General features: G+C 73.4%; 26 protein-coding genes. 14 read left to right on the top strand and 12 right to left on the bottom strand.

Features of this window, described 5'->3' with window-relative positions:
• Positions 1 to 39 precede the first annotated feature (39 nt).
• From WFH32_RS08070 to WFH32_RS08060, 3 genes are all read right to left on the bottom strand, one after another.
• Complete coding sequence (locus tag WFH32_RS08070; protein WP_191796124.1) at positions 40 to 390, bottom strand: SHOCT domain-containing protein; 351 nt, start codon at positions 388 to 390, stop codon at positions 40 to 42.
• Between the two features lie 82 nt (positions 391 to 472).
• Complete coding sequence (locus tag WFH32_RS08065) at positions 473 to 907, bottom strand: DUF6325 family protein (protein ID WP_191796125.1); 435 nt, start codon at positions 905 to 907, stop codon at positions 473 to 475.
• An 82-nt stretch (positions 908 to 989) separates the two neighbouring features.
• Positions 990 to 1,409 (bottom strand): DUF7144 family membrane protein, encoded by a 420-nt coding sequence (locus WFH32_RS08060; RefSeq protein ID WP_191796126.1) that lies wholly within the window; start codon positions 1,407 to 1,409, stop codon positions 990 to 992.
• Positions 1,410 to 1,559: 150 nt separating this feature from the next.
• On the opposite strand from WFH32_RS08060, the gene WFH32_RS08055 reads away from it, so the two are divergent.
• The 4 genes from WFH32_RS08055 to WFH32_RS08040 all read left to right on the top strand — a co-directional run bounded on the left by WFH32_RS08055 (position 1,560) and on the right by WFH32_RS08040 (position 6,322).
• Complete coding sequence (locus WFH32_RS08055) at positions 1,560 to 2,786, top strand: cation:proton antiporter (protein ID WP_191796127.1); 1,227 nt, start codon at positions 1,560 to 1,562, stop codon at positions 2,784 to 2,786.
• A 100-nt stretch (positions 2,787 to 2,886) separates the two neighbouring features.
• Entirely contained in the window at positions 2,887 to 4,185 is a 1,299-nt protein-coding gene (locus WFH32_RS08050) for an AI-2E family transporter (RefSeq protein ID WP_336706855.1), read from the top strand.
• A 192-nt stretch (positions 4,186 to 4,377) separates the two neighbouring features.
• Positions 4,378 to 5,769, top strand: coding sequence for a DUF1254 domain-containing protein (locus WFH32_RS08045; RefSeq protein WP_336706853.1), 1,392 nt, complete (start codon positions 4,378 to 4,380; stop codon positions 5,767 to 5,769).
• Positions 5,770 to 5,791: 22 nt separating this feature from the next.
• Entirely contained in the window at positions 5,792 to 6,322 is a 531-nt protein-coding gene (locus WFH32_RS08040; RefSeq protein WP_336706852.1) for a GNAT family N-acetyltransferase, read from the top strand.
• Between the two features lie 50 nt (positions 6,323 to 6,372).
• Here WFH32_RS08040 and WFH32_RS08035 read toward each other — a convergent pair whose 3' ends face one another.
• A complete protein-coding gene (locus tag WFH32_RS08035) occupies positions 6,373 to 7,005 on the bottom strand; it encodes a maleylpyruvate isomerase N-terminal domain-containing protein (RefSeq protein WP_336706851.1) in 633 nt (210 codons plus the stop codon).
• Between the two features lie 58 nt (positions 7,006 to 7,063).
• On the opposite strand from WFH32_RS08035, the gene WFH32_RS08030 reads away from it, so the two are divergent.
• From WFH32_RS08030 to WFH32_RS08010, 5 genes are all read left to right on the top strand, one after another.
• Entirely contained in the window at positions 7,064 to 7,495 is a 432-nt protein-coding gene (locus tag WFH32_RS08030) for a universal stress protein (RefSeq protein WP_191796129.1), read from the top strand.
• Positions 7,496 to 7,571: 76 nt separating this feature from the next.
• Complete coding sequence (locus WFH32_RS08025) at positions 7,572 to 8,621, top strand: alpha/beta hydrolase (RefSeq protein ID WP_336706849.1); 1,050 nt, start codon at positions 7,572 to 7,574, stop codon at positions 8,619 to 8,621.
• A 138-nt stretch (positions 8,622 to 8,759) separates the two neighbouring features.
• A complete protein-coding gene (locus tag WFH32_RS08020; RefSeq protein WP_191796131.1) occupies positions 8,760 to 9,452 on the top strand; it encodes a hypothetical protein in 693 nt (230 codons plus the stop codon).
• A 185-nt stretch (positions 9,453 to 9,637) separates the two neighbouring features.
• Positions 9,638 to 11,791, top strand: a complete 2,154-nt coding sequence (locus WFH32_RS08015; RefSeq protein ID WP_336706847.1) for a sensor histidine kinase — start codon at positions 9,638 to 9,640, stop codon at positions 11,789 to 11,791.
• A gap of 11 nt (positions 11,792 to 11,802) precedes the next feature.
• Positions 11,803 to 12,453 (top strand): response regulator transcription factor, encoded by a 651-nt coding sequence (locus tag WFH32_RS08010; protein ID WP_336706845.1) that lies wholly within the window; start codon positions 11,803 to 11,805, stop codon positions 12,451 to 12,453.
• Between the two features lie 156 nt (positions 12,454 to 12,609).
• Here the strand turns inward: WFH32_RS08010 and WFH32_RS08005 are convergent, their stop codons facing one another.
• Positions 12,610 to 13,665: a 2,3-butanediol dehydrogenase gene (locus WFH32_RS08005; RefSeq protein ID WP_191796133.1), complete on the bottom strand. Its 1,056-nt coding sequence runs from the start codon at positions 13,663 to 13,665 to the stop codon at positions 12,610 to 12,612.
• A gap of 269 nt (positions 13,666 to 13,934) precedes the next feature.
• On the opposite strand from WFH32_RS08005, the gene WFH32_RS08000 reads away from it, so the two are divergent.
• The gene (locus WFH32_RS08000) at positions 13,935 to 14,990 is read left to right on the top strand and encodes a 5'-3' exonuclease (RefSeq protein WP_191796134.1); all 1,056 of its coding nucleotides are present in this window, start codon (positions 13,935 to 13,937) and stop codon (positions 14,988 to 14,990) included.
• A gap of 35 nt (positions 14,991 to 15,025) precedes the next feature.
• Here the strand turns inward: WFH32_RS08000 and WFH32_RS07995 are convergent, their stop codons facing one another.
• Positions 15,026 to 15,163: a hypothetical protein gene (locus WFH32_RS07995; RefSeq protein ID WP_191796135.1), complete on the bottom strand. Its 138-nt coding sequence runs from the start codon at positions 15,161 to 15,163 to the stop codon at positions 15,026 to 15,028.
• Between the two features lie 179 nt (positions 15,164 to 15,342).
• Between WFH32_RS07995 and WFH32_RS07990 the strand changes: the two genes are divergently transcribed.
• Positions 15,343 to 16,269, top strand: a complete 927-nt coding sequence (locus WFH32_RS07990; RefSeq protein ID WP_336706843.1) for a carbohydrate kinase family protein — start codon at positions 15,343 to 15,345, stop codon at positions 16,267 to 16,269.
• Between the two features lie 86 nt (positions 16,270 to 16,355).
• On the opposite strand, the gene WFH32_RS07985 is transcribed toward WFH32_RS07990, so the two are convergent.
• The 6 genes from WFH32_RS07985 to WFH32_RS07960 form a co-directional block, all read right to left on the bottom strand.
• Positions 16,356 to 17,096 (bottom strand): ABC transporter ATP-binding protein, encoded by a 741-nt coding sequence (locus WFH32_RS07985; protein WP_191796137.1) that lies wholly within the window; start codon positions 17,094 to 17,096, stop codon positions 16,356 to 16,358.
• Complete coding sequence (locus tag WFH32_RS07980; RefSeq protein WP_318244092.1) at positions 17,093 to 17,998, bottom strand: ABC transporter permease; 906 nt, start codon at positions 17,996 to 17,998, stop codon at positions 17,093 to 17,095. The genes WFH32_RS07985 and WFH32_RS07980 overlap by 4 nt, the downstream gene beginning before the upstream one ends.
• On the bottom strand, positions 17,995 to 19,002 hold the full coding sequence (locus tag WFH32_RS07975) for an ABC transporter substrate-binding protein (protein WP_336706840.1): 1,008 nt from the start codon (positions 19,000 to 19,002) through the stop codon (positions 17,995 to 17,997). The genes WFH32_RS07980 and WFH32_RS07975 overlap by 4 nt, the downstream gene beginning before the upstream one ends.
• Positions 18,999 to 19,505, bottom strand: a complete 507-nt coding sequence (locus WFH32_RS07970) for a 4Fe-4S dicluster domain-containing protein (protein ID WP_191796139.1) — start codon at positions 19,503 to 19,505, stop codon at positions 18,999 to 19,001. Before WFH32_RS07970 ends, WFH32_RS07975 begins: the two co-directional genes overlap by 4 nt.
• The gene (locus WFH32_RS07965) at positions 19,502 to 21,355 is read right to left on the bottom strand and encodes an FAD-binding protein (protein ID WP_336706838.1); all 1,854 of its coding nucleotides are present in this window, start codon (positions 21,353 to 21,355) and stop codon (positions 19,502 to 19,504) included. The genes WFH32_RS07970 and WFH32_RS07965 overlap by 4 nt, the downstream gene beginning before the upstream one ends.
• 327 nt (positions 21,356 to 21,682) lie before the next feature.
• Positions 21,683 to 22,195 (bottom strand): RrF2 family transcriptional regulator, encoded by a 513-nt coding sequence (locus WFH32_RS07960; RefSeq protein WP_191796141.1) that lies wholly within the window; start codon positions 22,193 to 22,195, stop codon positions 21,683 to 21,685.
• A gap of 116 nt (positions 22,196 to 22,311) precedes the next feature.
• On the opposite strand from WFH32_RS07960, the gene WFH32_RS07955 reads away from it, so the two are divergent.
• The 3 genes from WFH32_RS07955 (at position 22,312) to WFH32_RS07945 (ending at position 24,997) form a co-directional block, all read left to right on the top strand.
• Positions 22,312 to 22,617: a hypothetical protein gene (locus WFH32_RS07955; protein WP_191796142.1), complete on the top strand. Its 306-nt coding sequence runs from the start codon at positions 22,312 to 22,314 to the stop codon at positions 22,615 to 22,617.
• A 119-nt stretch (positions 22,618 to 22,736) separates the two neighbouring features.
• Positions 22,737 to 23,696, top strand: a complete 960-nt coding sequence (locus WFH32_RS07950; RefSeq protein WP_336706836.1) for a zinc-binding dehydrogenase — start codon at positions 22,737 to 22,739, stop codon at positions 23,694 to 23,696.
• A complete protein-coding gene (locus WFH32_RS07945; protein WP_336706834.1) occupies positions 23,693 to 24,997 on the top strand; it encodes an alpha/beta fold hydrolase in 1,305 nt (434 codons plus the stop codon). Before WFH32_RS07950 ends, WFH32_RS07945 begins: the two co-directional genes overlap by 4 nt.
• Positions 24,998 to 25,203 lie beyond the last annotated feature (206 nt).

The raw sequence follows: 25,203 nt of genomic DNA, 5'->3' as shown, positions 1-25,203 counted from the left end.
AGCCGCGCGGCAGGGGCGGCGGGTGCCGCGGGCGCGGCGTCAGCCGAGCAGCTTGGCCTTGGCGGCGGCGAACTCGGCGTCGCTGAGGACCCCGCTCGCGTGGAGCTGGCCGAGCTGTTCGATCTGCGCCAGGAGGTCGTTCCCGCCCGCGGCGGCAGGTGCGGCGGGCGCAGCCTGGGCCGCCTGGGCCGCCGCGGCCTGCTGGGCGTAGAGCTGCTGCTGCTGGGCCTGTTGCTGCGCCTCGTACTGCTGCTGCTCCGCCTGCTGCTCGGCCTTGCCCTGCTGGTGCCGGTTCACGGCTCCGGCCGTGGCGGACGCCGTCCCGGCGATGACGGCCGTGCGGGCCATCGTCCCCAGCAGACCTGGGCGTCCTACGCGTCGTAGTGGCATGGTGTGCTCCGTTCCTCGTGCGGTGATGTCCGAGTGCGATCGTCCTCGTGCGGTGAGGGGCTCGCCCCGTCAGCGGTGGTCCTCAGCCGACCTCGATCTCGGCGAGCTCGACGATCTCGTTGACGACGTCGGCGGGGATGCGTTCCTGCGCGATCACCGCTGCCCCGGCGTCGTGCACGGCGCCGACGAACTGCCGCGCCCAGGAGTGCTCGACGATCAGGACGAGCGCGGACGTCCCCGGTTCGAGGTTCGACGCGACGTCGTCGATGTCCTCCTGCCCGGCGAGGCCCGAGCTGCCGAGCTGGGTCTCGGTGATGTCGAGCTCGTCGCCGAGGTCCTCGACCTCGATCACGTCGATCTCTCCACCGTCCCCCTTACGGATCACCGTGAGGTCGAGGAGCCTGACGACGTCGGACCCGAGGAGGTCCGCGATCGCGATCTTCACCGCGTCGGGGACCCGCTCGGAGGGGAAGGCGATCGCGACGAACTCGACCGGACCGAACTGTGTCGTGGCCATGGGTGGTGCTCCGTTCGTGGTTGCGGGTGCGGGAAACGTGGGGGCCGGCTCGGGAGAGGGACGAGCGACGGTCAGGCGGTCGTCACGGCAGCGACGACGCCGACGCCCGCTGCGCCTCGTCACCGTGGACCACGAGCGCCCACAGCACGAAGATCCCCAGGACGATCGTGACGACCGACCACCACGGGCTCGCGGGGAGCGCGACGAACTGGGTCAGCACGTTGAGCACGACGAGCACGATCGCGACGAGCCGTGCCCATCCGCGCCCGGCGAGGAGGGCGAAGCCCACGATCACGAGGAGCGCCCCGACGACCAGGTGGACCCACCCCCAGGTCGACACGTCGAGCACCACGATCCCCTGTTCCCCCAGCCCGACGAGCTTCTCGGGCGAGAACGCGGCGACCATGCCGCTGATCGCGTTGAACAGCCCGAGCGTGACCAGGACGATGCCCGCGAACCACACCCAGCCGACCCATCCCGTGACCTGTGACGACCGTGCCATGGTGCCTCCTCGCACACGTAGAACGGGTGACGTCGTCCTGGCCGTGACCGGCCCGGCGTCACCCCGGAAGTCTCGCTCCCCTGATCGTGGCACCGGACTCCCGCGTCGGCATCCGCTGCGTGAGCGGCCGTCCACCACCACTATGGGTCCATGGAGCTGGGGTTCACGGGCGGGATCGCGCTGGTCGTCGTGCTCGGGGTCGTGGGGCAGGTCGCCGCGAAGGCGCTCAAGGTGCCCTCGATCCTGCTGCTGCTCGTGCTGGGGCTGCTGGCCGGTCCCGTGTCCGGGCTCGTCGACCCGGACGTCCTGCTGGGCGACGACCTGTTCCCGCTCGTGTCCATGGCGGTCGGCCTCCTGCTGTTCGAGGAGTCGCTCAAGCTCGACATGAAACGGCTCCAGGGCGGGGCTCGGCGTCCGGTCGCGCTGCTCGTGACCCTGGGTGCGGTCCTGACGGGGGTCGGGGCGACGCTCATCTGCTGGTGGGTGCTCGACCTGCCGCTGTCCCGGGCCGCGGTCATCGGGGCCATCCTCATCGTGTCGGGTCCGACCGTCGTCGGGCCGCTGCTCGCCGTGATCCGGCCCAAGCAGCCGCTCGAGTCGGTGCTCGCGTTCGAGGGGATCTTCATCGACCCGATCGGCGCGACGGTCGCGCTCGCGATGGCCAACGTCGCGCTCCACGCGGCCCCCGAGCACCTGGGCGCGACCGCGCTCTCCGGGGTGCTCACGGGGGCCGTCGCCGCGGCGGTCTACGTCGCGGCGGTCAAGTGGGGCAGGGTGCCGGCCGCGACCGAGGTGTCGCTCGCGTTCGCCACGGCGCTCGCGACGTACGCCGTGGCCGAGGCGTTCCACGAGGAGGCGGGCCTGTTCGCGACGACGACGCTGGGCATCGTGCTCGCGAACCAGCGCTGGGCGCGCATCGAACCGTTGCACGAGTTCGGCAGCCACGTCGGCCTGCTGCTCATCGGGACGCTCTTCATCCTGCTCTCGGCGCGGGTCGACCTCGACGCCCTCGTGGCGTACGCCCTGCCGACGCTCGCGATCGTCGCGCTCCTCGTCCTGGTCCTGCGCCCGTTCGTCGCGTCGGTCGCGACGACGGGCAGCGTGCTGTCGAGCCGAGAACGGGTCATGGTCGGCTGGATGGCGCCGCGCGGGATCGTCGCGGCGTCGACCGCGTCGGTCTTCGCGCTGCGTTTCGAGGACGACGGTCAGCCGTTCGAGCAGCTCGTCCCGGTGGTCTTCGGCGTGATCCTCCTGACCGCGGTCGTGTACGGGCTCACGGGTCCGTGGGTCGCGGCGCGCCTGGGCGTGCGGTCGCCCGGACCGGAGGACCTGGACGACGACGGCGTCCCGGTCGCGGAGGAGCGCGCGTCCGGGTGACGCGGGAGGACCGCGCACGTCGCGCCGTGCACGGGCCGGACCTTCCCGCCCGACGGCGTGGGCGCACCACGCGTGCGCGTGCGTTCGCTACGTTCGCCCCATGACGAGCGACGCGAGCACCACTCCGGAGCCGGCCCCCGGGGCGTCGGCCGCCCCGGTCACCGACCCCGACCGGCCCCGAGACTTCCTGGCGCTCTCCGCCGACGACCCGCGCAAGCCTCCCCGGTGGTTGCCGCGCGCGCTCTTCATGACCGTCGTCGCGGTCTTCGTCGGGATCTTTGCCTGGTACGCGATCGGCACCCTCGAGAGCCTCGGCGTCAACATCCTCATCGCGTTCTTCATCGCCCTCGCGCTCGAGCCGATCGTGGTGTGGCTGGTCCGGCGCGGGTGGCGGCGCGGTGCGGCCGCGGCGACGGCGCTGCTGGGTGGGCTGGTGGTGGTCGTGGGCATCTTCGCGCTCTTCGGCAACCTGTTCGTGCAGCAGCTCGTCCAGCTCGTCCAGTCGATCCCCGCCCTCTACACCGACATCCAGGAGTTCGTCTCGACGAGGTTCGACGTCGACATCCCGAGCTCCGACGAGCTCCTCAAGCAGGGCTTCAACGAGTTCGGCGAGGACGTCGCGTCGGGCGCGCTGGTCGTCGGGACGACGATCGTCGGCGTGATCTTCGCGTTCCTGACGATCATGCTCGTGACGTACTACCTGCTCGCGGCGGGGCCCAAGTTCCGGGTCGCGATCTGCCGCTGGCTCACGCCGAACCGTCAGCAGGAGGTCCTGCGCCTGTGGGAGATCACGCAGGTCAAGGTCTCCGACTTCATCAACTCGCGCATCGTCCTCGCTGCGCTGTCGAGCGTGTTCACGTTCGTCTTCCTGCTGATCCTCGGTACCGACTACGCCCTGCCGTTGTCGGTGTTCGTGGGCGTCGTGTCGCAGTTCGTGCCGACGATCGGTACGTACATCGGTGGCGCGCTGCCCGTGATCGTGGCGCTCACGTCGCAGGGGCTGCCGCAGGCCCTCGCGGTCCTCATCTTCATCGTCGCGTACCAGCAGCTCGAGAACCTGTACTTCTCGCCCAAGGTCTCGGCGCGGGCCCTGGAGATGAACCCTGCGGTGTCGTTCGTGGTCGTGCTCGCGTTCGGGGCGGTGTTCGGCGCGCTCGGGGCGTTCCTGTCGCTCCCGATCGCCGCGACCATCCAGGCCGTCGCGAACACGTACATCCAGCGGCACGAGCTCGTCGACTCCCACATGCTGCACGACCCCGGCCACGGCAAGGGCGACGACCCGGACGAGGACCCGGACGAGAAGGACGGCGGACTGACGCGACGCCGTCGGGCGAACCGCAAGGCCGGGCGCGACGCCGCGCGCACCGTCGACGAGCGGCACGCCGAGGGCATCGAGTAGCGCGCACCACCGCCGGCGGGAGCCCGACGGCGGACGCGCACCAGGGATGTCCCGAGCCCCCCCCGGAACCGGGCCCCGGCGACGAGGCACCGGAACTCGTGCCCGCGCGCCCGGGCCTCCACCGTGCCATCGTGGCCGGAGGTCCCGCCCGGCGTCGTCCGCCGGCTCCGTGCACGAGGTCGAGGAGAGCAGATGTCGCACCATGAGCTTCCAGGTCGTCTCGGGGCCGTCCGCAGGGACGGCGACCTCCCCCGCCGCGAGGACGTGCCGCTGATCTTCGACGAGCTGGACCGCCAGCTCGCGACCCAGGCGTACCTGTGGGCGCTGCCCATCGTGTCGTACGCGCAGTGGAAGAAGGTCCACTACGAGGTTTTCGGGGCGACGGGCTCGGACCTGGTCCACTACGTGACGTACCGGGACCGGCTGGGCCTCATCACCGCGAACGCGACCACGCCGTACACCCTTAACTTCTTCGACCTGTCGCAGACGGGCCCGCTCGTCATCGAGCTCCCGGCGGGCCCCACGGCGGGCGGTGTCTCCGACTTCTGGCAGCGGGAGTTCGGTGTCATGGGAGAGATGGGCCCCACGGGCAACGCGGGCGGCAAGCACCTGGTCCTCCCGCCCGGGCACGAGGTGCCGGCCGAGGCCGAGGACCACATCGTGCTCCGCTCGACGGGAGTCAACGTCATGTTCGGCTTCCGCACGCTCGACCCCGACCACGGACGCGCACGGTCCCTGGTCGAGGCCGTGCGGATCTACCCCTTCGCGCTGCGCGAGGACCCGCCCGCAACCCGTGTCGTCTCCCCGGACGGTCGCCCCTGGTCGGGCGACCAGCCCCGAGGGCTCGACTTCTGGGAGCGCCTGCACGACGTCTACCAGAGCGAGATCGTCGACGAGCGCGATCGCTTCTACCTCGCGATGCTCAAGCAGCTCGGGATCGAGAAAGAGCGGCCGTTCGAGCCCGACGCCCGCCTGCGCGCGATCCTCGAGGACGGAGCCGCCGCAGGCGAGCTCATCGCGCAGGCCAACTCGTTCGACAAGCGGTTCGCCGGCTCGCGCTACTGGGAGGACCGCCGGTGGGACCTGACGATCGCGCTCTCGACCTCTGACCAGCGCGCGCCGTTCTATGACGAGCTCCTGGAGCGCGCGTCGTGGTTCTACGAGGCCGTGAGCTTCTCGGCCGCCATGAAGAGCCACACCCCGGGGCTCGGGCAGGCGTACCTCAGCGCGTACACGGGCGCGGACGGCGCGTGGCTCGACGGCGCGCGCCACTACACCCTGCACGTCCCCGCGAAGGTTCCCGCCAAGCTGTTCTGGTCGGCGACGGTCTACGACGTCGCGACCCGCTGCCTGATCGACAACGAGCAGCAGCGCGGAGACCGCGGCTCGCGGGACGCGGACCTCGTCCCGGACGACGACGGCTCGGTCACCCTGCACTTCGGCCCCACGCCGCCCCCGAGCGGCGAGTCGAACTGGGTGCAGACCGTCCCGGGCAAGCACTGGTTCTCCTACTTCCGGTTCTACGGCCCGCTCGAGTCCTACTTCGACCGCAGCTGGAAGCTGGGCGACATCACCCCCGCGTGACCGGCAGCGCTAGTGTGCCCGGATGACCGACGCACCTACCGCGACCGTCCGTCCCGCGACCCGCGACGACCTGCCCGCGGTCGCGGAGATCGCGGCGCACCACGTCCTGCACACGGTCTCGACGTTCCAGACCGAGCCGCTGCCGCTCGCGGGCTGGGAGGAGCGGTGGGAGTCGCTGCGGGCGGCGGGTCGCCCGTTCCTGGTCGTCACCGTGCCGGGCGCCCCGGGCCGGCCCGACGACGTCGCCGGGTTCGCGTACGTGGGTGCATGGCGCGAGCGGCCCGCCTACGCGGCGACGGGCGAGGACACCATCTACCTCGCCCCCGGCAGCGAGGGCCGCGGCCTCGGCCGGTCGCTTCTGACCGCCCTCCTGACCGCGGCCGCGGAGGCAGGGGTGCGCGAGCTCGTCGCGGTCGTGAGCGACGCCGACTCCCCCGCGTCCGTGGTGCTCCACGAGAAGCTGGGCTTCCGACAGGTCGGGCGCCTCGAACGCGTGGGGTTCAAGCACGGCCGGTGGCTCGACACCGTGCTGCTCCAGCGCTCGCTGGGCTGACTCCCCGGGCAAGGTTCCCCGCCCGGGCTCGCGACGCCGTCGGGCCTCGTTCAGAACGCCGAGACGTCTCCCGGTGCACGCTGGGGCCTGCTCAGGGCGCGCAGCACGGCCGCCTGCCCGTGGCGGCGCACCGACACCGCGGTCAGGACACCGAGGACGTCCGCCACGACGTCGTCCCCGAACAGCGGGGTCGGCAGGGCCACGCTCGCCGCGAGGTCGTCGCTGTGGACCGTGAGCTCCACGAGCCGCGTGAGCAGGTAGTCGTCGGTCGTCAAGGACCAGGACAACCACGAGGGTGAGACGACGGCAGGGGCATCGGGGTCAGCGAGCAGCTCGACGACCCGGTCGAGCGCGTCGCGCCCACGGTCCAGGACCGCCTCCGGACCGTCGCCAGCCAGTGCGTCGCTGCGTTCCCGCACGCCGACGTTGGCCGGGGCGTCGAGGTCGGCCCCGACCCACCCGGCGCGCGCGTAGTGGTCGTGCACGCCGACGACCTCACGTCGCGCCGCAGGCGACTCGAGCACGAGACGGGTGTGGACGACCTGCTGGAGCAGGTGGTGGGTCAGCCCGCCGACGCTCATCCCTGCGCACGCGCTCTCGGCGGACCACGCGGCGGCGACCTCGGGCCGGGACGCGAGGTCGAGGGCGCTGCGGGCGGTCGCGAGGAAGGAGGTGCGGTCCATGCCGCACAGGGTAGGCCCGCGGCAGGCCCTCCTTCCGCACCCGTGGCACGATGGACAGATGATCCGACCCCTGCTCGTCGGAGTGCACCCGGGCCAGCACCCGGACATCGTGCAGCGCGCCGCCGGTTTCGCGCACGCCCTGGGGACGACGGTCGTGTGCGTGTGGGTGGACGTCGGGCCGGTACCCGACGACGGCCGCGCGGAGCAGCAGCTCAAGGCCGAGCTCGACGGAGCACTGCACGGGACGGGTGTCGGCTGGACCCTCGTCGTCGCGGGCGACGGCGACGTGGCACGCCAGCTCGACGAGGCCGCGGTGAGCCACGACGCCGCGATCGTCGTGGTCGGGGCGCACCGTGCCGGGGCCGACGGGTGGCGCAACGAGGCCCTGGGTGGCTCGGTCGCCGGCCGGCTGTCGCACCTGCAGCACCGGCCCGTCGTCGTGCTGCCCGTGCTGCCCGCGCCCACCGAGGGCGAGCCGGACGAGGACTGACGACCCCCGCCGGTGGCCGCGCGACACCCTCCACGGCGACGCACCCTCGCCCCGCCGGCGTCGCTAGGCTCCGGGCATGGGTTCTCCGAGCGCGACCTCGACAGCCTCCCGTACCGCGCACCGTCGCTGGCCGCGCGCCCTCGGCTGGGTCGGCGCGTCGCTCGGGGTCGTCGCGCTCGGGACGTTCGTCGCGTCTCAGGTCAGCCCGTGGCCCTCGGCGCTGCTCATCCGGTACGCGTTCGACAAGGGCGGTACCGAGACCAACGAGAAGCTCGCGGCGCTCGTGCCGTCCGACGTCGTGAGCACGACCGACGTCCCCTACCGCGCCGATGATCCCGACGCCCGGCTCGACGTCCACAGGCCCGCGAGCGCCGTCGGCCCGCTTCCCACCGTCGTGTGGACGCACGGCGGTGGGTGGGTCTCCGGGAGCAAGGAGCAGGTCGCGAACTACGCGAAGATCGTGGCGAGCCACGGGTACACGGTCGTCGCGATCGACTACTCGGTCGCGCCCGGCGCGACCTACCCGACACCGCTGGTCGAGCTCAACGACGCGCTCGCCCACGTGACCGCGCACGCCGAGGAGCTGGGTGTGGACCCCGGGCGGATCGTGCTGGCGGGCGACTCGGCGGGGTCGCAGATCAGCGCACAGGTCGCCGCCGCGGTCACGAGCCCGGACTACGCCGAGGCGCTGGGCATCGCCCCCTCGATCGGCCCCGACCAGCTCGCGGCCGTGGTCCTGCACTGCGGCGCCTACGACATGGCGCTCGTGGACACCTCGGCCGGCGGCGCGAAGTCGTGGTTCCTCGAGACCGTCCTGTGGTCGTACTCGGGGACCAAGGCCTTCGCGGACGACCCGAGGTTCGCCCCGGCCTCGGTCACGCACCACGTGACCGAGGGCTTCCCGCCCGCTTTCCTCACGGGCGGGAACGCCGACCCGCTCACTCCCCAGGGCAAGGCCTTGTCCGCGCGGCTAGGGGCGGTCGGTGTCGAGGTCGAGGCGCTCTTCCAGCCCGACGGCGAGGAGCCGGGGCTGGGCCACGAGTACCAGTTCGACCTCTCGACCGCCGCCGGTCAGGTCGCCCTGGACCGAAGCCTGGAGTTCCTCGCGAAGCACACGACGGGCTGATCTGCCCGGGAGAACCGCCCAGCCTCCCGGGACATCCGCCCCTGCCGCCCGGGACGCGTCCCGCCCCACGCTCGTCGTGTCAACTACCCACGGCCGCCGCCCGCCCGGGCCCGGCCCCACGACACGCAGGGGTCCACCATGACCGCACGACCGACAACCTCCGTCACGCCCGGCACCGACCTCGCCCATGGGCATCCGGCCCGCGCCTCCCGCGCCTGGGCGTGGACCGGCGTCGCGGCCGGCGTCCTGGGCATCGTCTCGATCCAGGCCTCGATGGCGCTCGGCGCGAACTGGGAGCAGACCGCGGGTGACGCCGACGCGGTCGTCGCCGACCTCGCGGGCAAGACGTCCACGCTCCTCGTCTTCCACACCGCGACCGTCCTGGTCGCGATCCTCGTCCTGATCTTCGCGGCAGGGCTCAAGCGTCGCCTCGACGTCCAGGCCCCGGCGGGCAGCCTCCTGCCGACGGTCGCGGGCTCGGGCCTCGTCCTGACGTCGGTCGCGGCGCTCATGGGCTCGGGGCTCGACACCCAGTTCATGTTCGGGTTCGCCGAGCTCGACAAGATCGTCCCCGAGTCGGGCGCGTTCTACGCCGACTGGATCGCGACCATCCCGTGGCTGTGGGTGGGTGCGGGACTGACCGCGGTCGCGGTGGCCGTGGCCTCGCTGCGGCACGGTGCCGCACCGCGCTGGATCGGGGTCGTGAGCCTGCTCCTGGGCGGCCTCACGCTGCTCGTGGGCATCTCGCCACTGCAGTACATGGCGGGGTTCGTGGGCCCGCTGTGGCTCACGGTCGCGGCGCTCGGCTTCGCGCTGGGCGACCGGCGCTGACCCGCCCGACGGCGCAGCCCACCACCGTGGACCTGTCACCGCCCCCACGGCCCGCCCCGGGCCACGCGACCGGTCCCGCCCCGCTCTCCGGGGGCGGGGCCGGTCGTGGCCGTGCCGTCCGAGGTGGGGGTGGAATCGCTCCCGACCCCTGTCGCCCGGGTGGTCGCGCCCCCTACCGTGGCGCTGTGGGCGCTGTCGCAGGGGACGAGCCACCGGACCCGTCCGGCGGACGGGGCGTGCCCGCGGGCGCTCGCGCGGGAGCTGCGGCGGCCGCTCCGGCGCCTCCGGCCGGCCGGTCCTGGCGGCGGTCGGCGTTCGGCCGAGCCGCCCTCGGGACCGGCGGCCTGCCCCGGACGGCTCTCGCCGTCGCCGTCGCCTCGTGGTTCCTCGGCGTCTCGGCGCTGGTCCTGCAGCTCACGTCGGGCGTGGACGTGCTGCTCGGCGACCTGCTGTTCGTCGTCGTGGACGCCATGGTGGCGCTCGTCTACGGCTCGGTGGGCGCGATCATCCTGTCGCGGCGGCGGCACGTCGTCGGGTGGCTGGTCTCGCTCGCGGGCATCGGCGGCGGTCTCGCCGCGCTGGGCGGGGGCTGGCGCAGCTTCGCGAGCACGCACCCCGGCCTGCCACCGCTCGAACCGCTCGCCGCGGCGTACGGTCTCGCGTGGGTGCCGGGGACCATCGGGCTGTTCGTGCTCGTGCCGTGGTTCGTGCGCGACCACCCGTTGTCCGTGGGCGCGTGGCTCGGGGTCGCGGGCGGTGCCGCCTCGATCCTGTTCTTCCTGCTCGCCCCCGTCGACGACCCGCGTCCGGCCATCCTCGGCGTCGTCGTCATGGGGCTCGTGACCGCGTCCGCGACGTGGTGGCGCCACCGGCACGGTCCGCCCGAGGAACGCCGCGGCCTCGGGCTGCTGGCCCTCGGCACGGCGATCATGGCGCTGTCGTTCCTCCCGCTGCTCGGGACGTGGAACTCTCCCGACGTGATCCTCGCGCTGCCCCTGACGCACCTCGCGTGCCAGGCGCTGTTCCCCGCGGCGCTGCTCGTCTCGGTCCTGCGCAACCGGCTGTGGGGGCTCGACCTCGCGCTGAGCCGCGCGACGATCGGCGCCCTCCTGACGCTCGCCCTGGTCGCGGTCTACGTCACGCTCGTGGTCATGGTGACGGCGCTCGTCGGCAGCCGGCCGCTCGCCCAGGTGCTCGCGGCCGTCGGGGTCGTCCTCGCGGTCCAGCCCGCGCGCACGTGGCTGCAGCGGCGCGTGCGCTCCCTGGTCTACGGCGAGACCGCAGACCCCGGTCGGGCCGTGCTGCGCATGGGCCGCCAGCTCGGCGTCGCGGCGACGGCCGATGAGCTGCTGCACGGCCTCGTCGCCTCGACCGGCGAGTCGCTCAAGCTCGAGTCGGTCACGCTCACGAGCGGCGGACCTCCCCCGCCCGCTCCGGCCGACGGCGCACCGACCGCGGCCGGCGGGTCTCCCCCGACCGTCGAGGCGACCTGGGGTCGCCCGACGAGCACGCACGTCACGCACGTGCCCGTCGAGCACGGCGGCAGGGTCCTCGGGGACCTCGCCGTCACTCCCCGCGCGGGCGAGCGGCTCGACGGCCGGACCCGGGACGCGCTCGCCCAGCTCGTGCCCGTGGTCGCCGCGGGCCTCGCGCTCGCGAGCGGCGCGCGCGACCTCGAACAGGCCAAGGACGCCGTGACCCGGGCGCGCCTCGCCGAACGGCGACTCGTCCGCCGCGAGCTGCACGACGGCGTCGGGCCGTGGTTGAGCGGGCTGCGGCTCGGGCTGCAAGGTGCACGCAACACCCTCGCGACCGACCCGACCGCAGCGGCCGCCGTGCTCGAGGCGCTCCAGCGGGAGGTCGAGCAGCGGGTCGGGGACGTGCGCACCCTCTCGCGCAGCCTGCTCCCGCCCGCCCTCGACGAGGCCGGGCTCGAGGCCGCGCTGCACGACCTCGCCGACCACCACGACGCGGGCGGCTTCGCGGTCGAGCTGCTGTGCGGGCCGTGGGACGACCTCGACACGCGCGTCGCCGCCGCGGCCTACGCGATCGCGAGCGAGGCCGTCATCAACGCGTCCCGGCACAGCGGGGCCGCGGGCTGCCGCGTCGAGGTCTCCGCCCACCCTCCGAGCCTGCCCGGGACTCTCGACGGGTGGACGCACCTGGTCGTGACGTGCGACGACGAGGGCTCCGGCGTCGGGCAGGACGCGCGCGCCGGCGTCGGGACGCGGGCCATGCGGGAGCGCGCGGAGGAGCTCGGTGGGACGCTGGACATCACCTCGCTCGCACCGCGCGGCACGCGCGTGCGGGCCGTCCTCCCCCGGAAGGTCGTGCTGTGAGCCTCATCCGCGTGGCCCTCGTCGATGACCACCCCGTGTTCCGCATCGGGATGGCGGCGCTCCTCGACTCGCTCGACGGCGTCAGCGTCGTGGCCCAGGCGGCGAGCGCCGCCGAGGCCCGCGACGTCCTGGACGCGCCCGGCGACCTGGACCTCGTCGTCATGGACCTCGACCTGGGCGACGGGTCGGGCGTCGAGCTCACACGGGACCTGGTGCGCACCCGCCCGGACGTGCCCGTGCTCGTCATGACGATGCACGAGGACGACGACTCCGTCGCGGCCTGCCTGCGCGCCGGCGCGCGCGGGTACCTCGTGAAGTCGGCGTCGCCGCACGAGGTCGAGCGGGCCGTGCGGGCCGTCGCGAACGGCGAGCTGATCCTCGCGCCGGGCGTCGCGGCGCGGGCCGTGGCGAACGTGCTGGGCGGCGCGCGGGCGGCCGTGCCGTTCCCGCAGCTCACCGACCGGGAGCGCGAGGTGCTGGCGCTCGTCGCCGCGGGGCTCGACAACACCGCGATCTCGCGGCGGCTGACCCTGAGCACCAAGACGGTGCGCAACTACGTCGCGGGCGTGCTCGCCAAGCTGTCGCTGCGCGACCGTGCGGCGGCGATCGTGGCGGCCCGGGAGGCGGGCCTGGTCCCGGACCGGGCTGCCTCGCCCCGCTGAGCGGGCGGTGGCCTCGCCCCGCTGAGTGCATGATCCGGCTGCGACTCGCCGGGCGTGTCGCAGCGCAATCATGCACTCAGCGCCCAACACGCCGGCCCGACGGCGGAGCGCACCTTCCGCGTCGAGGGTGCGCTCCGGCGTCGGGCAGGGAGCCCGTCACGGGTGGACGAGGATCTTCACCGCGGTCTCGTTGCGGCGGACCAGCGTGTCGAAGCCCTTGCTCACGAGGTCCTCGAGCGGGATCTTCGCCGTGATGAACGGCGCCAGGTCGATCTTGCCCTCCTGGACCAGCCGGATCGTCTCGGCGTGGTCGCGCACGTAGGCGATCGTGCCCCGCAGGTCGATCTCCTTGAGGACGAGCTTCTGCATGTCCACCGCGGCGGTCTTGCCCCAGATCGACACGACCACGATCACGCCCGCGGGGCGGACCGCGTCGAAGAGCTGGTCGAGGACCGCGTTGACGCTCGTGCACTCGAACGCGACGTCGACGCCCTTGCCGCCCGTGATCTCGCGGACGCGGGAGATCAGGTTGTCCTGCGTGGGGTCGACGACGTGGTCGGCGACGTGCGTCTCGCGTGCCGTGGTCTTCCGCGCCTCGGAGACCTCGGACATGATGACCGTGACGCCACGTGCCTTGAGGACCGCGGCCGTGAGCAGACCGATCGGGCCCGCGCCACCGACGAGCGCGACGTCACCAGCCTGGGCGCCCGAGCGCACGACCGCATGGTGCGCGACCGACAGGGGCTCGATGAGCGCCGCCTGGTCGAGCGGGATGTCGCCCACGGGGTGGACCCAGCGACGGTCGACGACGACCTTCTCCGAGAGTCCACCGCCACCGCCGGCCAGGCCGATGAAGCCCATCTTGACGCACAGGTGGTAGTTGCCGGCCTCGCACTGCGCACACTCGCCGCACACGACGTACGGCTCGACGACGACGGACTCGCCGACCGTCAGGTCGTCGACGCCCTCGCCCAGCGCGGTCACGGTGCCGGAGAACTCGTGCCCCATCGTCACGGGCATCTCTTCGCGGGTCAGCGGGTGCGGGCGCCCAGGTGCGGGGACGAAGATCGGCCCCTCGAGGTACTCGTGCAGGTCAGAGCCGCAGATCCCGCACCATGCGATGTCGATCGCGACCGCGCCGGGCCGCAGCTCGGGGGCCGGGACGTCCTCGATGCGGATGTCTCGTCGTCCGTGGAATCGTGCAGCCTTCATGTCCTCGCCACGCCTTCTCTCGTTGGTCGCTGGGTTCCTGACAGGCGGCGCGGAAGGTGCCGTCCGGGAGCCCTGGGCTCTTGTCACCATAGGTGCGTGACCTGCGGGAAAAGCCCGCCAAAGGTCCCGAACCGGATGTGACATGGCCCTCGTCCTGGCGTCAGATCACCGTCGCCGAGAGGTTCGCGCTGCGGCGCTCCGGCCGACGGCGGGAAGACCCGGTCACGTCGGAGCGGCCCCCGTGGGCGGCCGCCGGTACGTTGGGGACCATGACGGACCCGGCGACGCCCGCTCCCCTGCGCGACACCCAGCTCCCCGGCAGCGGCGGCCTGCTGCTCCTCGACTCCGCGTCGCAGTACTTCCGCGCCTTCTTCGGCGTCCCGGACTCGGTCAAGGCCCCGGACGGCACGCCCGTGAACGCCGTGCGGGGCTTCCTCGACACCATCGCGGTGCTCGTGGCCGAGCACCGGCCCGCGCGCCTCGTGGCCTGCTGGGACGACGACTGGCGCCCCGCGTTCCGCGTCGACGCCATCCCGTCCTACAAGGCCCACCGCGTCGCGACCGAGGTCCCCGGCACCACGGGCATCGAGGAGGTCCCCGAGGCCCTGACCGCACAGGTCCCGATCATCGTCGACGTCCTCGCCGCCCTCGGTGTCGCGCGGGTCGGCTGCCCCGGCTACGAGGCGGACGACGTGATCGGCACGCTCGTCGAGCGCGAGTCGGTCCGTCGGCGCGCCCTGCGCGAGGCGGGCGGAGAACCCGGGGCGAGCGGCGCCGTCGGGCCTGCGTCGCCCGACACCGGGCCGGTCGAGGTCGTCACGGGCGACCGCGACCTGTTCCAGCTCGTCGACGACGACGTGCCCGTGCGCGTCCTGTACACCGCGCGCGGCCTCAAGAAGCTCGACGTCGTGGACGTCGAGCGCCTGGCCGAGCGCTACGGCGTGACGTCCGGCCAGGCGTACGCCGACATGGCCGCGCTGCGCGGCGACCCGAGCGACGGCCTGCCGGGCGTCGCGGGCATCGGCGAGAAGACCGCGGCGGGCATGCTGGCCAGGTACGGCGACCTCGCGGGCATCCTGCGCGCCCGTGACGAGGGCGACCCGGGCCTGAGCCCGACGCAGCGCCGCCGGCTCACCGAGGCCGCGGACTACCTGGCCGTCGCGCCGCTCGTGGTCCAGGTCGCGCGCGACGCACCCATCCCCCTGGTGCCCGACGACGTCCCGTCCGCGCCCGCGGACGCTGCGGCCCTCGACGAGCTCGCCTCGCGGTGGGGGCTGCGGTCGAGCGTGGACCGGGTCCTGGAGGCGTTCGCGTCGGTGCGGTGAGCGTGCGCGGCTGTGCGGCTGTGCGGCGAGGGTCGTCAGCGGCGGGGCGCTCGGTGGCGACGATGCTCGTCGCCGCGCAGGCCGCCGAGGAACGCCCGGACGACGATCACCACGAAGACCACGATCGCCACGACGACGACGAGGTTCACGACCTGCCAGGGCTTGATGTCCACTGCACTTCCCTTGGTCGGCGCCGTCCGCAGCGGGGGCTCCCGTCACGCGTCGATGCGCTGCAAGGAGGGTCCCACAAGCCGGCGGTGCCGTGCAGATCTCTGGCCTCACGGTGGTTGACACCGCTGTCATCGGTGCAGGATCGTACGGTGACGTCGCCCCCGACCGGCCTGGAGCCCTGATGCCCTCTCACGCCCCGCACGTCCTCGTCGTCGGCGAGGCGCTCGTCGACGAGGTCCGCCGTGCCGACGGCACGACCGCCGAGCACCCCGGCGGCAGCCCCGCCAACGTCGCACTGACCCTCGGCCGACTCGGGCGCGACGTCCGGCTGGCGGCCCACCTCGGCCGCGACGAGCACGGCGACACGATCCGCGCCTGGCTCGCCGGCTCGGGCGTGGCCCTCACCCCCGGGTCCGACGGCGCCGCCGCCACGAGCGTCGCGCGCGCGGTCCTCGACGGGTCGGGGGCCGCGACGTACGACTTCGCGATCACGTGGGACCTGGCCCCCGGCACCGCGGCGACCGACTCGACGCTCGCCGTCCACACCGGATCGATCGCCGCGGTCCTCGAACCCGGTGCGACCGCGGTCCACGACCTCGTCCTCTCGGCCCGCGACCACGCGACCATCACCTACGACCCGAACGCCCGCCCCAGCCTCATGGGCACCCCCGAGGCCGCGCTCGCCCGGATCGAACCGCTCGTCGCTGCTGCGGACGTCGTCAAGGTCAGCGACGAGGACGTCGAGTGGTTGCACCCAGGCGCCGACCCCGTGGAGGTCGCCCGGACCTGGGCTGCCCGAGGGCCGGCGGTGGTCGTCGTGACGTTCGGCGGCGAGGGAGCCGTCGCGGTGTGCGCGGCGGGCGAGGTCCGGGTCGCGGCACCGCGGGTCGACGTCGTGGACACCGTGGGCGCGGGCGACACCTTCATGGGGGCGCTCGTCGACGGGCTCTGGGAGCGGAACCTCCTGGGCGGCGACCGGCGCGAGGCGCTCCGGGGGATCGAGCTGGAGGGGCTGACCGCGGTGCTCGAACGATGCGTGGCGGCCGCCGCGATCACGGTCTCGCGCGCGGGCGCGAACCCGCCGCGACGGGACGAGCTACAGGCCTGACCGCCGACGGTGACGTACCTGCCCGCCGAAGGTGACGCACCCTCGGCGGGCGTTGCCGTCACCCTCGGCGACCCAGCACGTCACCCTCACGCCGCCCCGATCGCCTCCTCGACCCCCAGCTCGAGCAGCAGCCGTCGCCGGAAGTCTCCGAACCCCGGCACCCCTCGGCGCCGCGGCCGGTCGAACGGCACCTCGAGCTCGACCCCGACCTTCCCGTCCTGGAGCACGGCCACGCGGTCGGCGAGCAGGATCGCCTCGTCGACGTCGTGCGTCACGAGCAGCACGGCGGGCTGGTGCTCGTGGCACAGCTCGGCGACGAGCGCCTGCATCTTGATGCGCGTCAGGGCGTCGAGCGCGGCGAACGGCTCGTCGAGCAGCAGCAGCCGGGGGTTGCGCACGAGCGCTCGAGCGAGCGCGACGCGCTGCGCCTCGCCCCCGGACAGCGTCGTGGGCCAGGCGGCCTCGCGCCCGCCGAGACCCACCTCCACGAGTGCCGCCGAGGCGGCAGCGCGCCGGTCGCGTGTGGCCCGCTGGCCGAGGATCACGTTGGACCCGACGCGCTTGGACGCCACGAGGCGCGGTTCCTGGAACACCACGGTCCGTTCGGCCGGAGCCTCGACGGTCCCGGTGTCGTGGGCCTCGAGCCCGGCGAGGATGCGCAGCAACGTGGTCTTGCCGCTGCCGCTGGCGCCGAGCAGCGCGACGAACTCGCCGGGCCGCAGCGTCAGCGAGAAGTCGGAGAGGATCGTCCGGTCGCCGTACGACTTCCCGACGTTCTCGACCCGCACGGTCGGCGCGGCGAGGTCCTGGACGGTCGGCGTGCTCATGGCTTTCTCCCGAGTCGCTTGTAGGGCAGCAGGAGGCGTTCGAGGAGCCTCACGACCAGGTCGACGGACAGCCCCCACACCGCGTAGATGAGGACGCACACGACGAGCACGTCCATCTGGAAGTACTGCTGCGCGGAGACCATGAGGAACCCGATGCCGCGCGGCGCGTTGGACATCTCTGCGACGATCAGCGCGAGCAGCGACACCGACAGCGACACCCGCAGCCCGACGAGGACCGACGGGATGGCCTCGGGCAGGATGACGTGCCGTACGAGCCCGAGCCCCCGCAGCCCGAACACCTTGCCGGCCTCGAGGATCTTGCGGTCGACGTTGCGCACGCCGCTGTGGGTGTTGAGGTAGAGCGGGAACAGCGCGGCGGCCGCGATGATGATGATCTTGGGTCGTTCGTCGATCCCGAACCACAGGATCAGCAGGGGCGCGATCGCGAGGAACGGGATGGTGCGCAGCATCTGGAGCGTGGGGTCCAGGAGCTGGTCGCCCAGGCGGAACAGCCCGGCGACGACGCCGAGCGTGAGCCCCAGCAGCCCTCCGATCGCGAAGCCCACGGCCACGCGCCCGAGCGACACCGACAGGTTCTCCCACAGCACACCCGTGGAGACGAGCTCGACGAACGCGTCGCCGACCTGCCAGGGCGCGGGGAACTGCTTCTCGTCGATCCACCCCTGGGCAGAACCCAGGAACCAGAGCGCGAGGATCGCGGTGGGCACCGAGGCGCGCAGCAGCACGTCGCGTGGTGAGCGCTTCCGCCTGCCCGACGACGTCGCGCCCCTGCGCGCCCCGGCCGCACCCGTGGCGGTGGCCGGCACCGTACCGGCGGCTGTCGCTGCAGCGACCGGGGGCGTCTCCGCGCGGGCGCGCGACGTCGTCGTGCCGGTGGTCACTCGACGCCCCACGTGCTGACGTCGAACGCCTTCGGGGCGGCCCCGGAGCTGACGAGGAAGTCGAGCGTCGACTGCACGGTCTTGAGCCCGTCGGGGTCGATCGCCTGGGTGCCGTACTGCCAGAGCTCGGCCTCCTTGACGACCTCGACGGGTGAGCCGGTGGCATCGAAGACCCACTGGGCGTAGGCGTCGTGGTCTGCCTCGATCTTGGCGACGCCGGCCTCGGTGACGTCCCAGACGGCGGCTGCGAGCTCGGGGTTCGCGTCGTAGGTCTCGCGCGAGGTGAGCGAGACGTTGGTCGCGAGCAGGTCGGGGTCGTCGACGCTCGCCTTGGACAGGACCGGGAAGTCGTTGGCCAGGCGCCAGATCCCGGCCGTGGTCGCGGGGACCGGGACGGCGTCGATGTCGCCGCGCTGCAGCGCGGGCAGGGCGTCGGCGAACAGGAGGTTGACGAGCTCGACGTCTTCGAGGACACCGGCCCGTTCCAGGACCGCGCGGCCGTACTTGTCAAAGTTCGAGCCGAACTGGAGCCCGACCTTCTTGCCCGCGAGCTGGTCGATCGTGGTCACGCCGCCGGTCCTGGTGAGGAACCAGATGTCGGAGGACGGCTTGGCGATGACGAGCGCCGGGACGTCGAGGCCGCTCGCCTTGGCCTGCGTGGCCGGGGTGTCACCGATGAAGCCGACCTGGATGTCGCCCGTCTGGAGGGCCTGGACCACGGGCGGCCCGTTGTTGAACCCGACGAAGCCCTCGTACTCGAAGCCGTGCTCGGCGAGGATCGCGTCGGCGATCCCGGTCTCGACGGCGTACCCGAACGGTCCGGTCGCGACGGGCGTCTTGCCCGCGACGCCGTTCCAGGGACCGCCCGTGGTCAGGGGCGTGAGCTCGGCGGCGGCTCCCGACCCGTCGCCCGACGGCGTCGCGGCCTCCGACGTGGAGCAGGCCGCGAGCGCGGCGACGAGGGCGAACGACGCCAGGGCGGCGAGGGTGCGGTTCCGGCTCATGAGGGGGCTCCTTGGAGGGGGTTCGTGGTGCTGTCCGGTGGGGTGCGGTCGAGGGACGCGCGGTCGTCGGAAGTGCGGTCGAGGGGGGCTGTGGCCGGGGCGAGCGCGGCTGCACGGTGGTAGTCGACATCGGAGGCAAGGACCTCGCCAGGCGCCCCGTCACGGGTGGCGGCGCCTGTGGTCCGGGCGTCCCCGGTGTCGTCCTGCCGTCGCGACGTGCGCCGCCACCCGACCCGGTCCCGGTACAGGCCCAGGAGGTCGCGGTCGAGCAGGTCGGCCTCGTCGAGGAAGGGCGAGCCTGCGGGTTCGGGCGTGCGCGACGGGGACACGAAGATCGCGTCCTCGGGGCAGTACGCCTCGCACTGGAAGCAGGTCTGGCAGTCGGAGTGCCGCGCGATGGTCGGCACGCCACCGTCGGCAGCAGGCTCGAAGACGTTGGTGGGGCAGATCCGCACGCAGATGTCGCACGACGTGCAGCGCGCGGCGTTGAGGATCTCGATCACGACGCCTCCTCGGTCCAGGTCGGTGGGGTGGGAGCGGCGTACGGCGCCGCAGCGTCCCCGGTCACGGGCGGCTCCGGGTCCGGCAGCACCCACAGGTCGCGCAGCCCGCCCGTGAGCAGGCGCCGGGCCTGTCGCGGGTCGGTGTCGGGGAAGTCGGTGCGGGTGTGCATGCCGCGGGTCTCGGTGCGGTGCAGCGCCGTCCGGTCGGCCCAGCGCGCCATCGCGAGCATGCCCGCGGTCTCGCGCGTGCGGATCGCGTCGGCACTGCGCACGTCCGACGGCACGAGCTCGGTCCCCGCGCGGTCCCACAGCTCGTCGAGCGTGTCGAGCGAGCGCACGAGGCCGTGGTGGTGGCGGAAGGCCGACTTGTCGATGGGCAGCATCTCGTCACGGACCGCGGCGGTGATCTCGCGCCACGCCCCCTCCCTGGCCGGGGCCGACCGCGGGCGGTGCGCGCCGCCGTCGGGCCGGAGACCGAGCGTGCCCGTGGGTTCGAGGCGCTGCCCGCGGGACGACGGGCCGCGGTCCGTCGCCAGGGCGGCCGCGGCCCGGCCGGACCACGTGCCCGACGCCACGGCCCACGCCAGGTTGGGGCCGCCCGCGCCGGTCGCCGCACCGACCACCCGGTCACGGGCCGCGACGTCGCCCGCCGCGTACAGGCCGGGGACGCCGGTCCACGCGTCACGGTCGAGCACGTGGATGCCGCCCGTGCCGCGGACCGTGCCCTCCTGGACCCAGTCCATGGGGAAGCGCTCGGTGAACGGGTCGACGCCCAGCTTGTCGGTGACCATGAAGAAGTTCGGCATGGCGGCGCGCAGGGTCGGGCGGACCTCGGGCCCGAACTGCGTGAACTGGGCCGTGATCGTGCCGCGCAGCGACGCGCCGAGCAGCTCGGCGCGACTCTTGTGCAGGTTCTCGTACGCGATGGGTGCGCCCTCGTGGTCCCAGTAGGACGCCGTGACGAAGAAGCCGTTCTTGTCCATCGAGGTGCCGAACGGGACCATGCCGTAGAAGTTGGAGAACTCCATGCTCGACAGGTGCGCGCCCACCTCGGCGGCCATCAGATGGCCCTCGCCCGTGTTCACGTCGCCGCCCAGGGAGTGCGACTTCCAGGTGGTCCCGCCCGTCGCGAGCACGACGGCGCCGCTCGCCACGCGCCACGCGCGCCCGGTCTGGCGCTGGTAGCCCTGGGCGCCCGACACGACACCCTCACCGTCGACGAGGAGCTCGAGCGCCGGGCTGTGGTCGAGGACCGTGACCCCGTTCTTCTTGACCTTGCCGCGCAGGAAGCGCAGGTAGTCCGGGGACGAGCCCGAGAACGACCGCTCACCGGGCCGGCGCGCGAAGGGGTTCGGGGCGGGTGCGGGACCGGTGGTTCCGCCGCGGGCGCCGTTGCCTGCTGGGCGCGAGCGGCGCGTGCGCTCGTACCCCCAGCCCTCGATGAGCGCGGTGCGGTACCAGGCCTCGTCGAGGACGTCGTTGGTCCAGTCGCGGTCGGTGAGGTACCCGCCCTGCTCCTCGCGCGGCGTGATCTCCTCGTCGCGGCGCTCGGCGTCGGGCGGGACGAGCCAGTGCCCGACGCCGGCGGTCGCCGCGACGCCGCTCGTGCCGCAGTAGCCCTTGTCGACCAGGACGACGCTCGCGCCCTGCTCGGAGGCGGCGATCGCGGACCAGGTCGCTGCGGGGCCGCCGCCGATCACGAGGACGTCGGCGTGCAGGTGCAGGTGCTCGGCGGAGTCCTCGACCAGGCTCGGTCGAGGGGCGCGGCGCGGCGGGCGTCGCTGCGCTCCGGGACCCGAGGAGGCTCGGGCGACCGAAGGAGAGCGGGGGGAGGTAGAAGGCACAACCATGAGGGGTCGCTTTCAGGGGGAGCCGCGAGCTGGTCGCGGGTGCACAGGGGCGCCGGTGGGGGTCGGCGCGGGGGGCTGTCTCGTCGGGTCAGACGGGTCGACAGCAACAGCCCGGCGCGGTGGCGCGGGGCGCGCGGTGCGTCGGCTCGGTGTGCATGAGAGGGACGCTAGTTGAACTGGACCGAAACGGTCCAGATTGAGCTGACGGATGAGACAAGGTTTCGCAGTGTTAACCGCGCAGGGTCGAACCGGTTGAACATCCGACGCCGAGGGTGACGTTGCGGCTCGTCGAGGGTGACGGTCGGTCACCCTCGGCGGGCACGAGCGTCACCCTCGGCGGGCGTCCTCTCCCCCGCCCCGCAGCTCCACCTCGTCGCCGAACGGGCGCGTCACCCAGGCCTCCGAGTCCCCGACGAGGTGAGCGACGTCGTCGGGCAGCGTGCCCGACGCGAGGTGAGCGATCGTCACGTTCTCCAGGACCGACCGCATCGCGACCCGCAGCGCGACCCACGTCTGCTGGAGGGCCGCCGCGGACTCCGCGTACGACGTGTCCTCGGGCTGGACGCCCGCGATGTTCGCGAGCGGGCCGTCGATCGCGCGGATGACGTCCGCGACCGCGATCCGCGCGGGGGCCGCCGCCAGACGGAAACCCCCCTCGGCGCCCCGGCGGCTCTCGACCAGGCCCGACCTGCGCAGCTGGTTGAGGATGCCCAGGAGGAACGAACCCGGGATGTGCTGCGCCTTGCCGACGCGCTCCGCGGTCACGAACCCCTCGTCGTAGGCGACGGCGAGCTCCACGCACGCGCGGACGGCGTAGTCGATCTTGGCGGTGATGCGCATGGGCCCAGTATGCCGACGGCATGTTTCCGATCGTGCAGGAATATCGGGTGAAGCGCCCCGACGGCCAGGGCCGTGCGAGTTCGGCTCGGGCGCCCGACGTGTGCGAAGGTGCAGCGGTGACTTCGTACCGGGTGAGCCTCGTCGTCGGGATGCTGCGCCCTGGGGCGTCGCCGGAAGCCGTGCTGCCCGCGGCCGCCGCCGCGGCCCGCGAGCGGACCGAGGTCGAGTCCTACGACCTGGGGATCGTGAGCGGCGAGGCCCGCGTCACCGTGCGCTTCCTCGCCGAGGACGACGACCAGGCGGCCGAGATCGCCCGCGCGGTCCGAGCCGCGGCGGGCGCCCTGGTCGAGGTTGGCGGCGCGGTCTTCACGCGCCGCTACGGACCGAAGTGGCACCCCGTCGCCGGCGGCATCCACCGCTGACCTGCGCCTCCGTCGCTGTCCGAGGCCGTACCGGTACGGGCGTTCTCACGGGCCGGACGAGGATCGTGTCCCGCCCGGGCTCGGACGCGCACCGCGCCCGGAGACCGTAGGTTGGACACATGCTTGCCGCCTACGTGACGCACTTCGACCAGCAGGACCCGCTCGCAGGGCTGACCGTGGGAGACCTGCCCGCTCCGGAGCCCCGGGAGAACTGGTCGGTGGTGGACGTCCGGGCCGCGAGCCTCAACCACCACGACCTGTGGTCGCTGCGCGGGGTCGGTCTGCGCGCCGAGCAGCTCCCGATGATCCTCGGCACCGACGCCGCGGGCATCGCGCCCGACGGGACCGAGGTCGTCGTCCACGGCGTGATCGGCGCCGACGGGCACGGGGTGGGGCCCGCGGAGTCGCGCACGCTCCTGTCCGAGAAGTACGCGGGGACGCTCGCCGAGCAGGTCGCCGTGCCCACGAAGAACCTGATCCCCAAGCCGCCGGAGCTCACGTTCGTCGAGGCGGCGTGCCTCCCGACGGCGTGGCTCACCGCGTACCGCATGCTCTTCAGCGTCGCGGGGCTCGCCCCGGGCGACCGCGTGCTCGTCCAGGGCGCGGGGGGCGGCGTCGCGAGCGCCGCGACGCGCCTCGCGAGCGCGGCCGGCATCGAGGTGTTCGTGACGTCGCGTTCCTCGGCCAAGCGGGCACGGGCCCTGCAGCACGGCGCGTCCGCGGTCTTCGAACCCGGGGCCCGGCTCCCTGCGCGGGTCGACGCCGTGATCGAGACCGTCGGCCAGGCCACGTGGTCGCACTCGATGCGTTCGGTCCGACCGGGCGGGACGGTCGTCGTCGCGGGGGCGACCTCGGGCGACGCGAGCCCAGCAGAGCTCTCGCGCATCTTCTTCCAGGAGATCACGGTGCGCGGTGTCACGATGGGCTCGCGCGAGGATCTCGCCGCCCTGCTGCGGTTCCTCGCCCGCACCGACGTGCGCCCCACGGTCGACGAGGTCCTCCCGCTCGCCCAGGCCGCGGCCGGCCTCGCACGGCTCGACGCCGGGGAGCACTACGGGAAGATCGTGCTCACGACATGACCGAGGACGCGGAGCGGGGGCGTCCGGCGCGCGCCGGGGCCCGGGGGCGACCGCCGGCCGGGCGCGAGACCGGCCGTGCCGCCGACGTCGGACCTGACGTCGACGCGGCTGCGGCAGGCTCCGCGCTGCGTGACGGCGAGTCGCGGGCGACCGGCTCGGCGGGTTCGCACGAGTGGACGGGCTCGCCGCGCATCGCGGGGTCCCGACGTCGCCCCCGGGCCACCGCACCCCGGACCCTCACCCTCGCGTCGCTGCGGGCACCGCTCGCCGAGGCCGCGGCGCTCGTCCCGACGGGGCCTCGCGGCCCGGCACCGCGACCGCGCGTCCGACCGCAGCGCGGGCGGTGGGAGGAGGACGTCCTCGGGCCGGACTATCGGCGTCTGACCCTCCAGCTCACGCCCGACGACGAGGGCGAGGTCGTGGCGACGCTCGTCCGGTACGACCCACCGACCGAGGAGGCCCTCCGCCCTGCCCGCGCGGTGCTGTACGTCCACGGGTGGAGCGACTACTTCTTCCAGACCGAGCTCGCCGAGTACTGGCACGCGCAGGGCGCAGCGTTCTACGCGGTGGACCTGCGCAAGTACGGGCGCAGCCTCCGGCCGCACCAGACCCCCGGGTACATGGAGCACCTGCACGAGTACGACGAGGACCTCGAGACGGCGCTCGCGACGATCCACACCGAGCTCGGTGCGCATGCCTCGATCATGCTGGTCGGCCACTCGACCGGCGGCCTCACCGGGGTCCTGTGGGCGAACCGCAACCCGGGACGCCTGCACGGACTGGTACTGAACAGCCCGTGGCTGGAGCTGCAGGGTTCGTCGACGGTCAGGACGGTGTCCTCCCCGGCGATCCGCCAGCTCGCGCGCTTCCAGCCCAAGGCCCCGCTGCCCAACATCGACGCGGGGTACTACGCGCGCACGCTGCGCGACCTCGAGAGCGGCGGTTGGGAGTTCAACCCCGAGTGGCGGCCCGTGCCGTCGTTCCCCGTCCGGGCCGGCTGGCTGCGCGGGATCATCGAGGGGCACGCAACCGTGGCGGCCGGGCTGTCGGTGACCTGCCCGATCATCGTCCTGACGTCCGACCGCACCCTCATCAGCCCGCGGTGGAGCGAGGACATGCGGGCGGCGGACATCGTGCTCGACGTCGAGCTCCTGGCCCGGCGCGCACCGAACCTTGGGCCCGTCGTGACGATCGCCCGCATTCCCGGGGGGATACACGACCTCACGTTGTCCGGTCCTGGCCCGCGCCGACGGTTCTATCGAGAGATCACCCGGTGGTTGGCGGGGTACGGCTGGAGCTGACGGCCTGCGGGGCGCGCCGCGTCGCCTCGCAAGCGAGGCGAGGAATGACGGTGGACCGCCGCCTTGATGGAACGACGGGCCGTGGGTGGAAATGGGGGTATGCCAAAGGCCCACCCCTGTTGGGGTGGGCCTTTGGTGAATGGTTGTCCGGCGGCGACCTACTCTCCCACCCCGTCTCCAGGGCAGTACCATCGGCGCTGAGAGGC

The sequence above is a fragment of the Oerskovia sp. USHLN155 genome, from assembly GCF_037145535.1.
GTDB lineage: Bacteria > Actinomycetota > Actinomycetes > Actinomycetales > Cellulomonadaceae > Oerskovia > Oerskovia rustica.
The sequence above is the reverse complement of the archived record's forward strand: the minus strand, read 5'-3'. Positions and strand labels throughout refer to the sequence as shown.

Excerpts from the sequence above, each read along its gene's own strand:
- WFH32_RS07985 (WP_191796137.1), bottom strand. The coding sequence starts at position 17,096 with ATGAGCACGCCGACCGTCCAGGACCTCGCCGCGCCGACCGTGCGGGTC.
- WFH32_RS08060 (WP_191796126.1), bottom strand. The coding sequence starts at position 1,409 with ATGGCACGGTCGTCACAGGTCACGGGATGGGTCGGCTGGGTGTGGTTC.
- WFH32_RS08030 (WP_191796129.1), top strand. The coding sequence starts at position 7,064 with ATGATCCGACCCCTGCTCGTCGGAGTGCACCCGGGCCAGCACCCGGAC.
- WFH32_RS08040 (WP_336706852.1), top strand. The coding sequence starts at position 5,792 with ATGACCGACGCACCTACCGCGACCGTCCGTCCCGCGACCCGCGACGAC.
- WFH32_RS08050 (WP_336706855.1), top strand. The coding sequence starts at position 2,887 with ATGACGAGCGACGCGAGCACCACTCCGGAGCCGGCCCCCGGGGCGTCG.
- WFH32_RS07975 (WP_336706840.1), bottom strand. The coding sequence starts at position 19,002 with ATGAGCCGGAACCGCACCCTCGCCGCCCTGGCGTCGTTCGCCCTCGTC.
- WFH32_RS07960 (WP_191796141.1), bottom strand. The coding sequence starts at position 22,195 with ATGCGCATCACCGCCAAGATCGACTACGCCGTCCGCGCGTGCGTGGAG.
- WFH32_RS08000 (WP_191796134.1), top strand. The coding sequence starts at position 13,935 with ATGACGGACCCGGCGACGCCCGCTCCCCTGCGCGACACCCAGCTCCCC.
- WFH32_RS08025 (WP_336706849.1), top strand. The coding sequence starts at position 7,572 with ATGGGTTCTCCGAGCGCGACCTCGACAGCCTCCCGTACCGCGCACCGT.
- WFH32_RS08005 (WP_191796133.1), bottom strand. The coding sequence starts at position 13,665 with ATGAAGGCTGCACGATTCCACGGACGACGAGACATCCGCATCGAGGAC.
- WFH32_RS07965 (WP_336706838.1), bottom strand. The coding sequence starts at position 21,355 with ATGGTTGTGCCTTCTACCTCCCCCCGCTCTCCTTCGGTCGCCCGAGCC.
- WFH32_RS08035 (WP_336706851.1), bottom strand. The coding sequence starts at position 7,005 with ATGGACCGCACCTCCTTCCTCGCGACCGCCCGCAGCGCCCTCGACCTC.
- WFH32_RS08070 (WP_191796124.1), bottom strand. The coding sequence starts at position 390 with ATGCCACTACGACGCGTAGGACGCCCAGGTCTGCTGGGGACGATGGCC.
- WFH32_RS07990 (WP_336706843.1), top strand. The coding sequence starts at position 15,343 with ATGCCCTCTCACGCCCCGCACGTCCTCGTCGTCGGCGAGGCGCTCGTC.
- WFH32_RS08055 (WP_191796127.1), top strand. The coding sequence starts at position 1,560 with ATGGAGCTGGGGTTCACGGGCGGGATCGCGCTGGTCGTCGTGCTCGGG.
- WFH32_RS08065 (WP_191796125.1), bottom strand. The coding sequence starts at position 907 with ATGGCCACGACACAGTTCGGTCCGGTCGAGTTCGTCGCGATCGCCTTC.
- WFH32_RS07945 (WP_336706834.1), top strand. The coding sequence starts at position 23,693 with ATGACCGAGGACGCGGAGCGGGGGCGTCCGGCGCGCGCCGGGGCCCGG.
- WFH32_RS07950 (WP_336706836.1), top strand. The coding sequence starts at position 22,737 with ATGCTTGCCGCCTACGTGACGCACTTCGACCAGCAGGACCCGCTCGCA.
- WFH32_RS08020 (WP_191796131.1), top strand. The coding sequence starts at position 8,760 with ATGACCGCACGACCGACAACCTCCGTCACGCCCGGCACCGACCTCGCC.
- WFH32_RS08045 (WP_336706853.1), top strand. The coding sequence starts at position 4,378 with ATGTCGCACCATGAGCTTCCAGGTCGTCTCGGGGCCGTCCGCAGGGAC.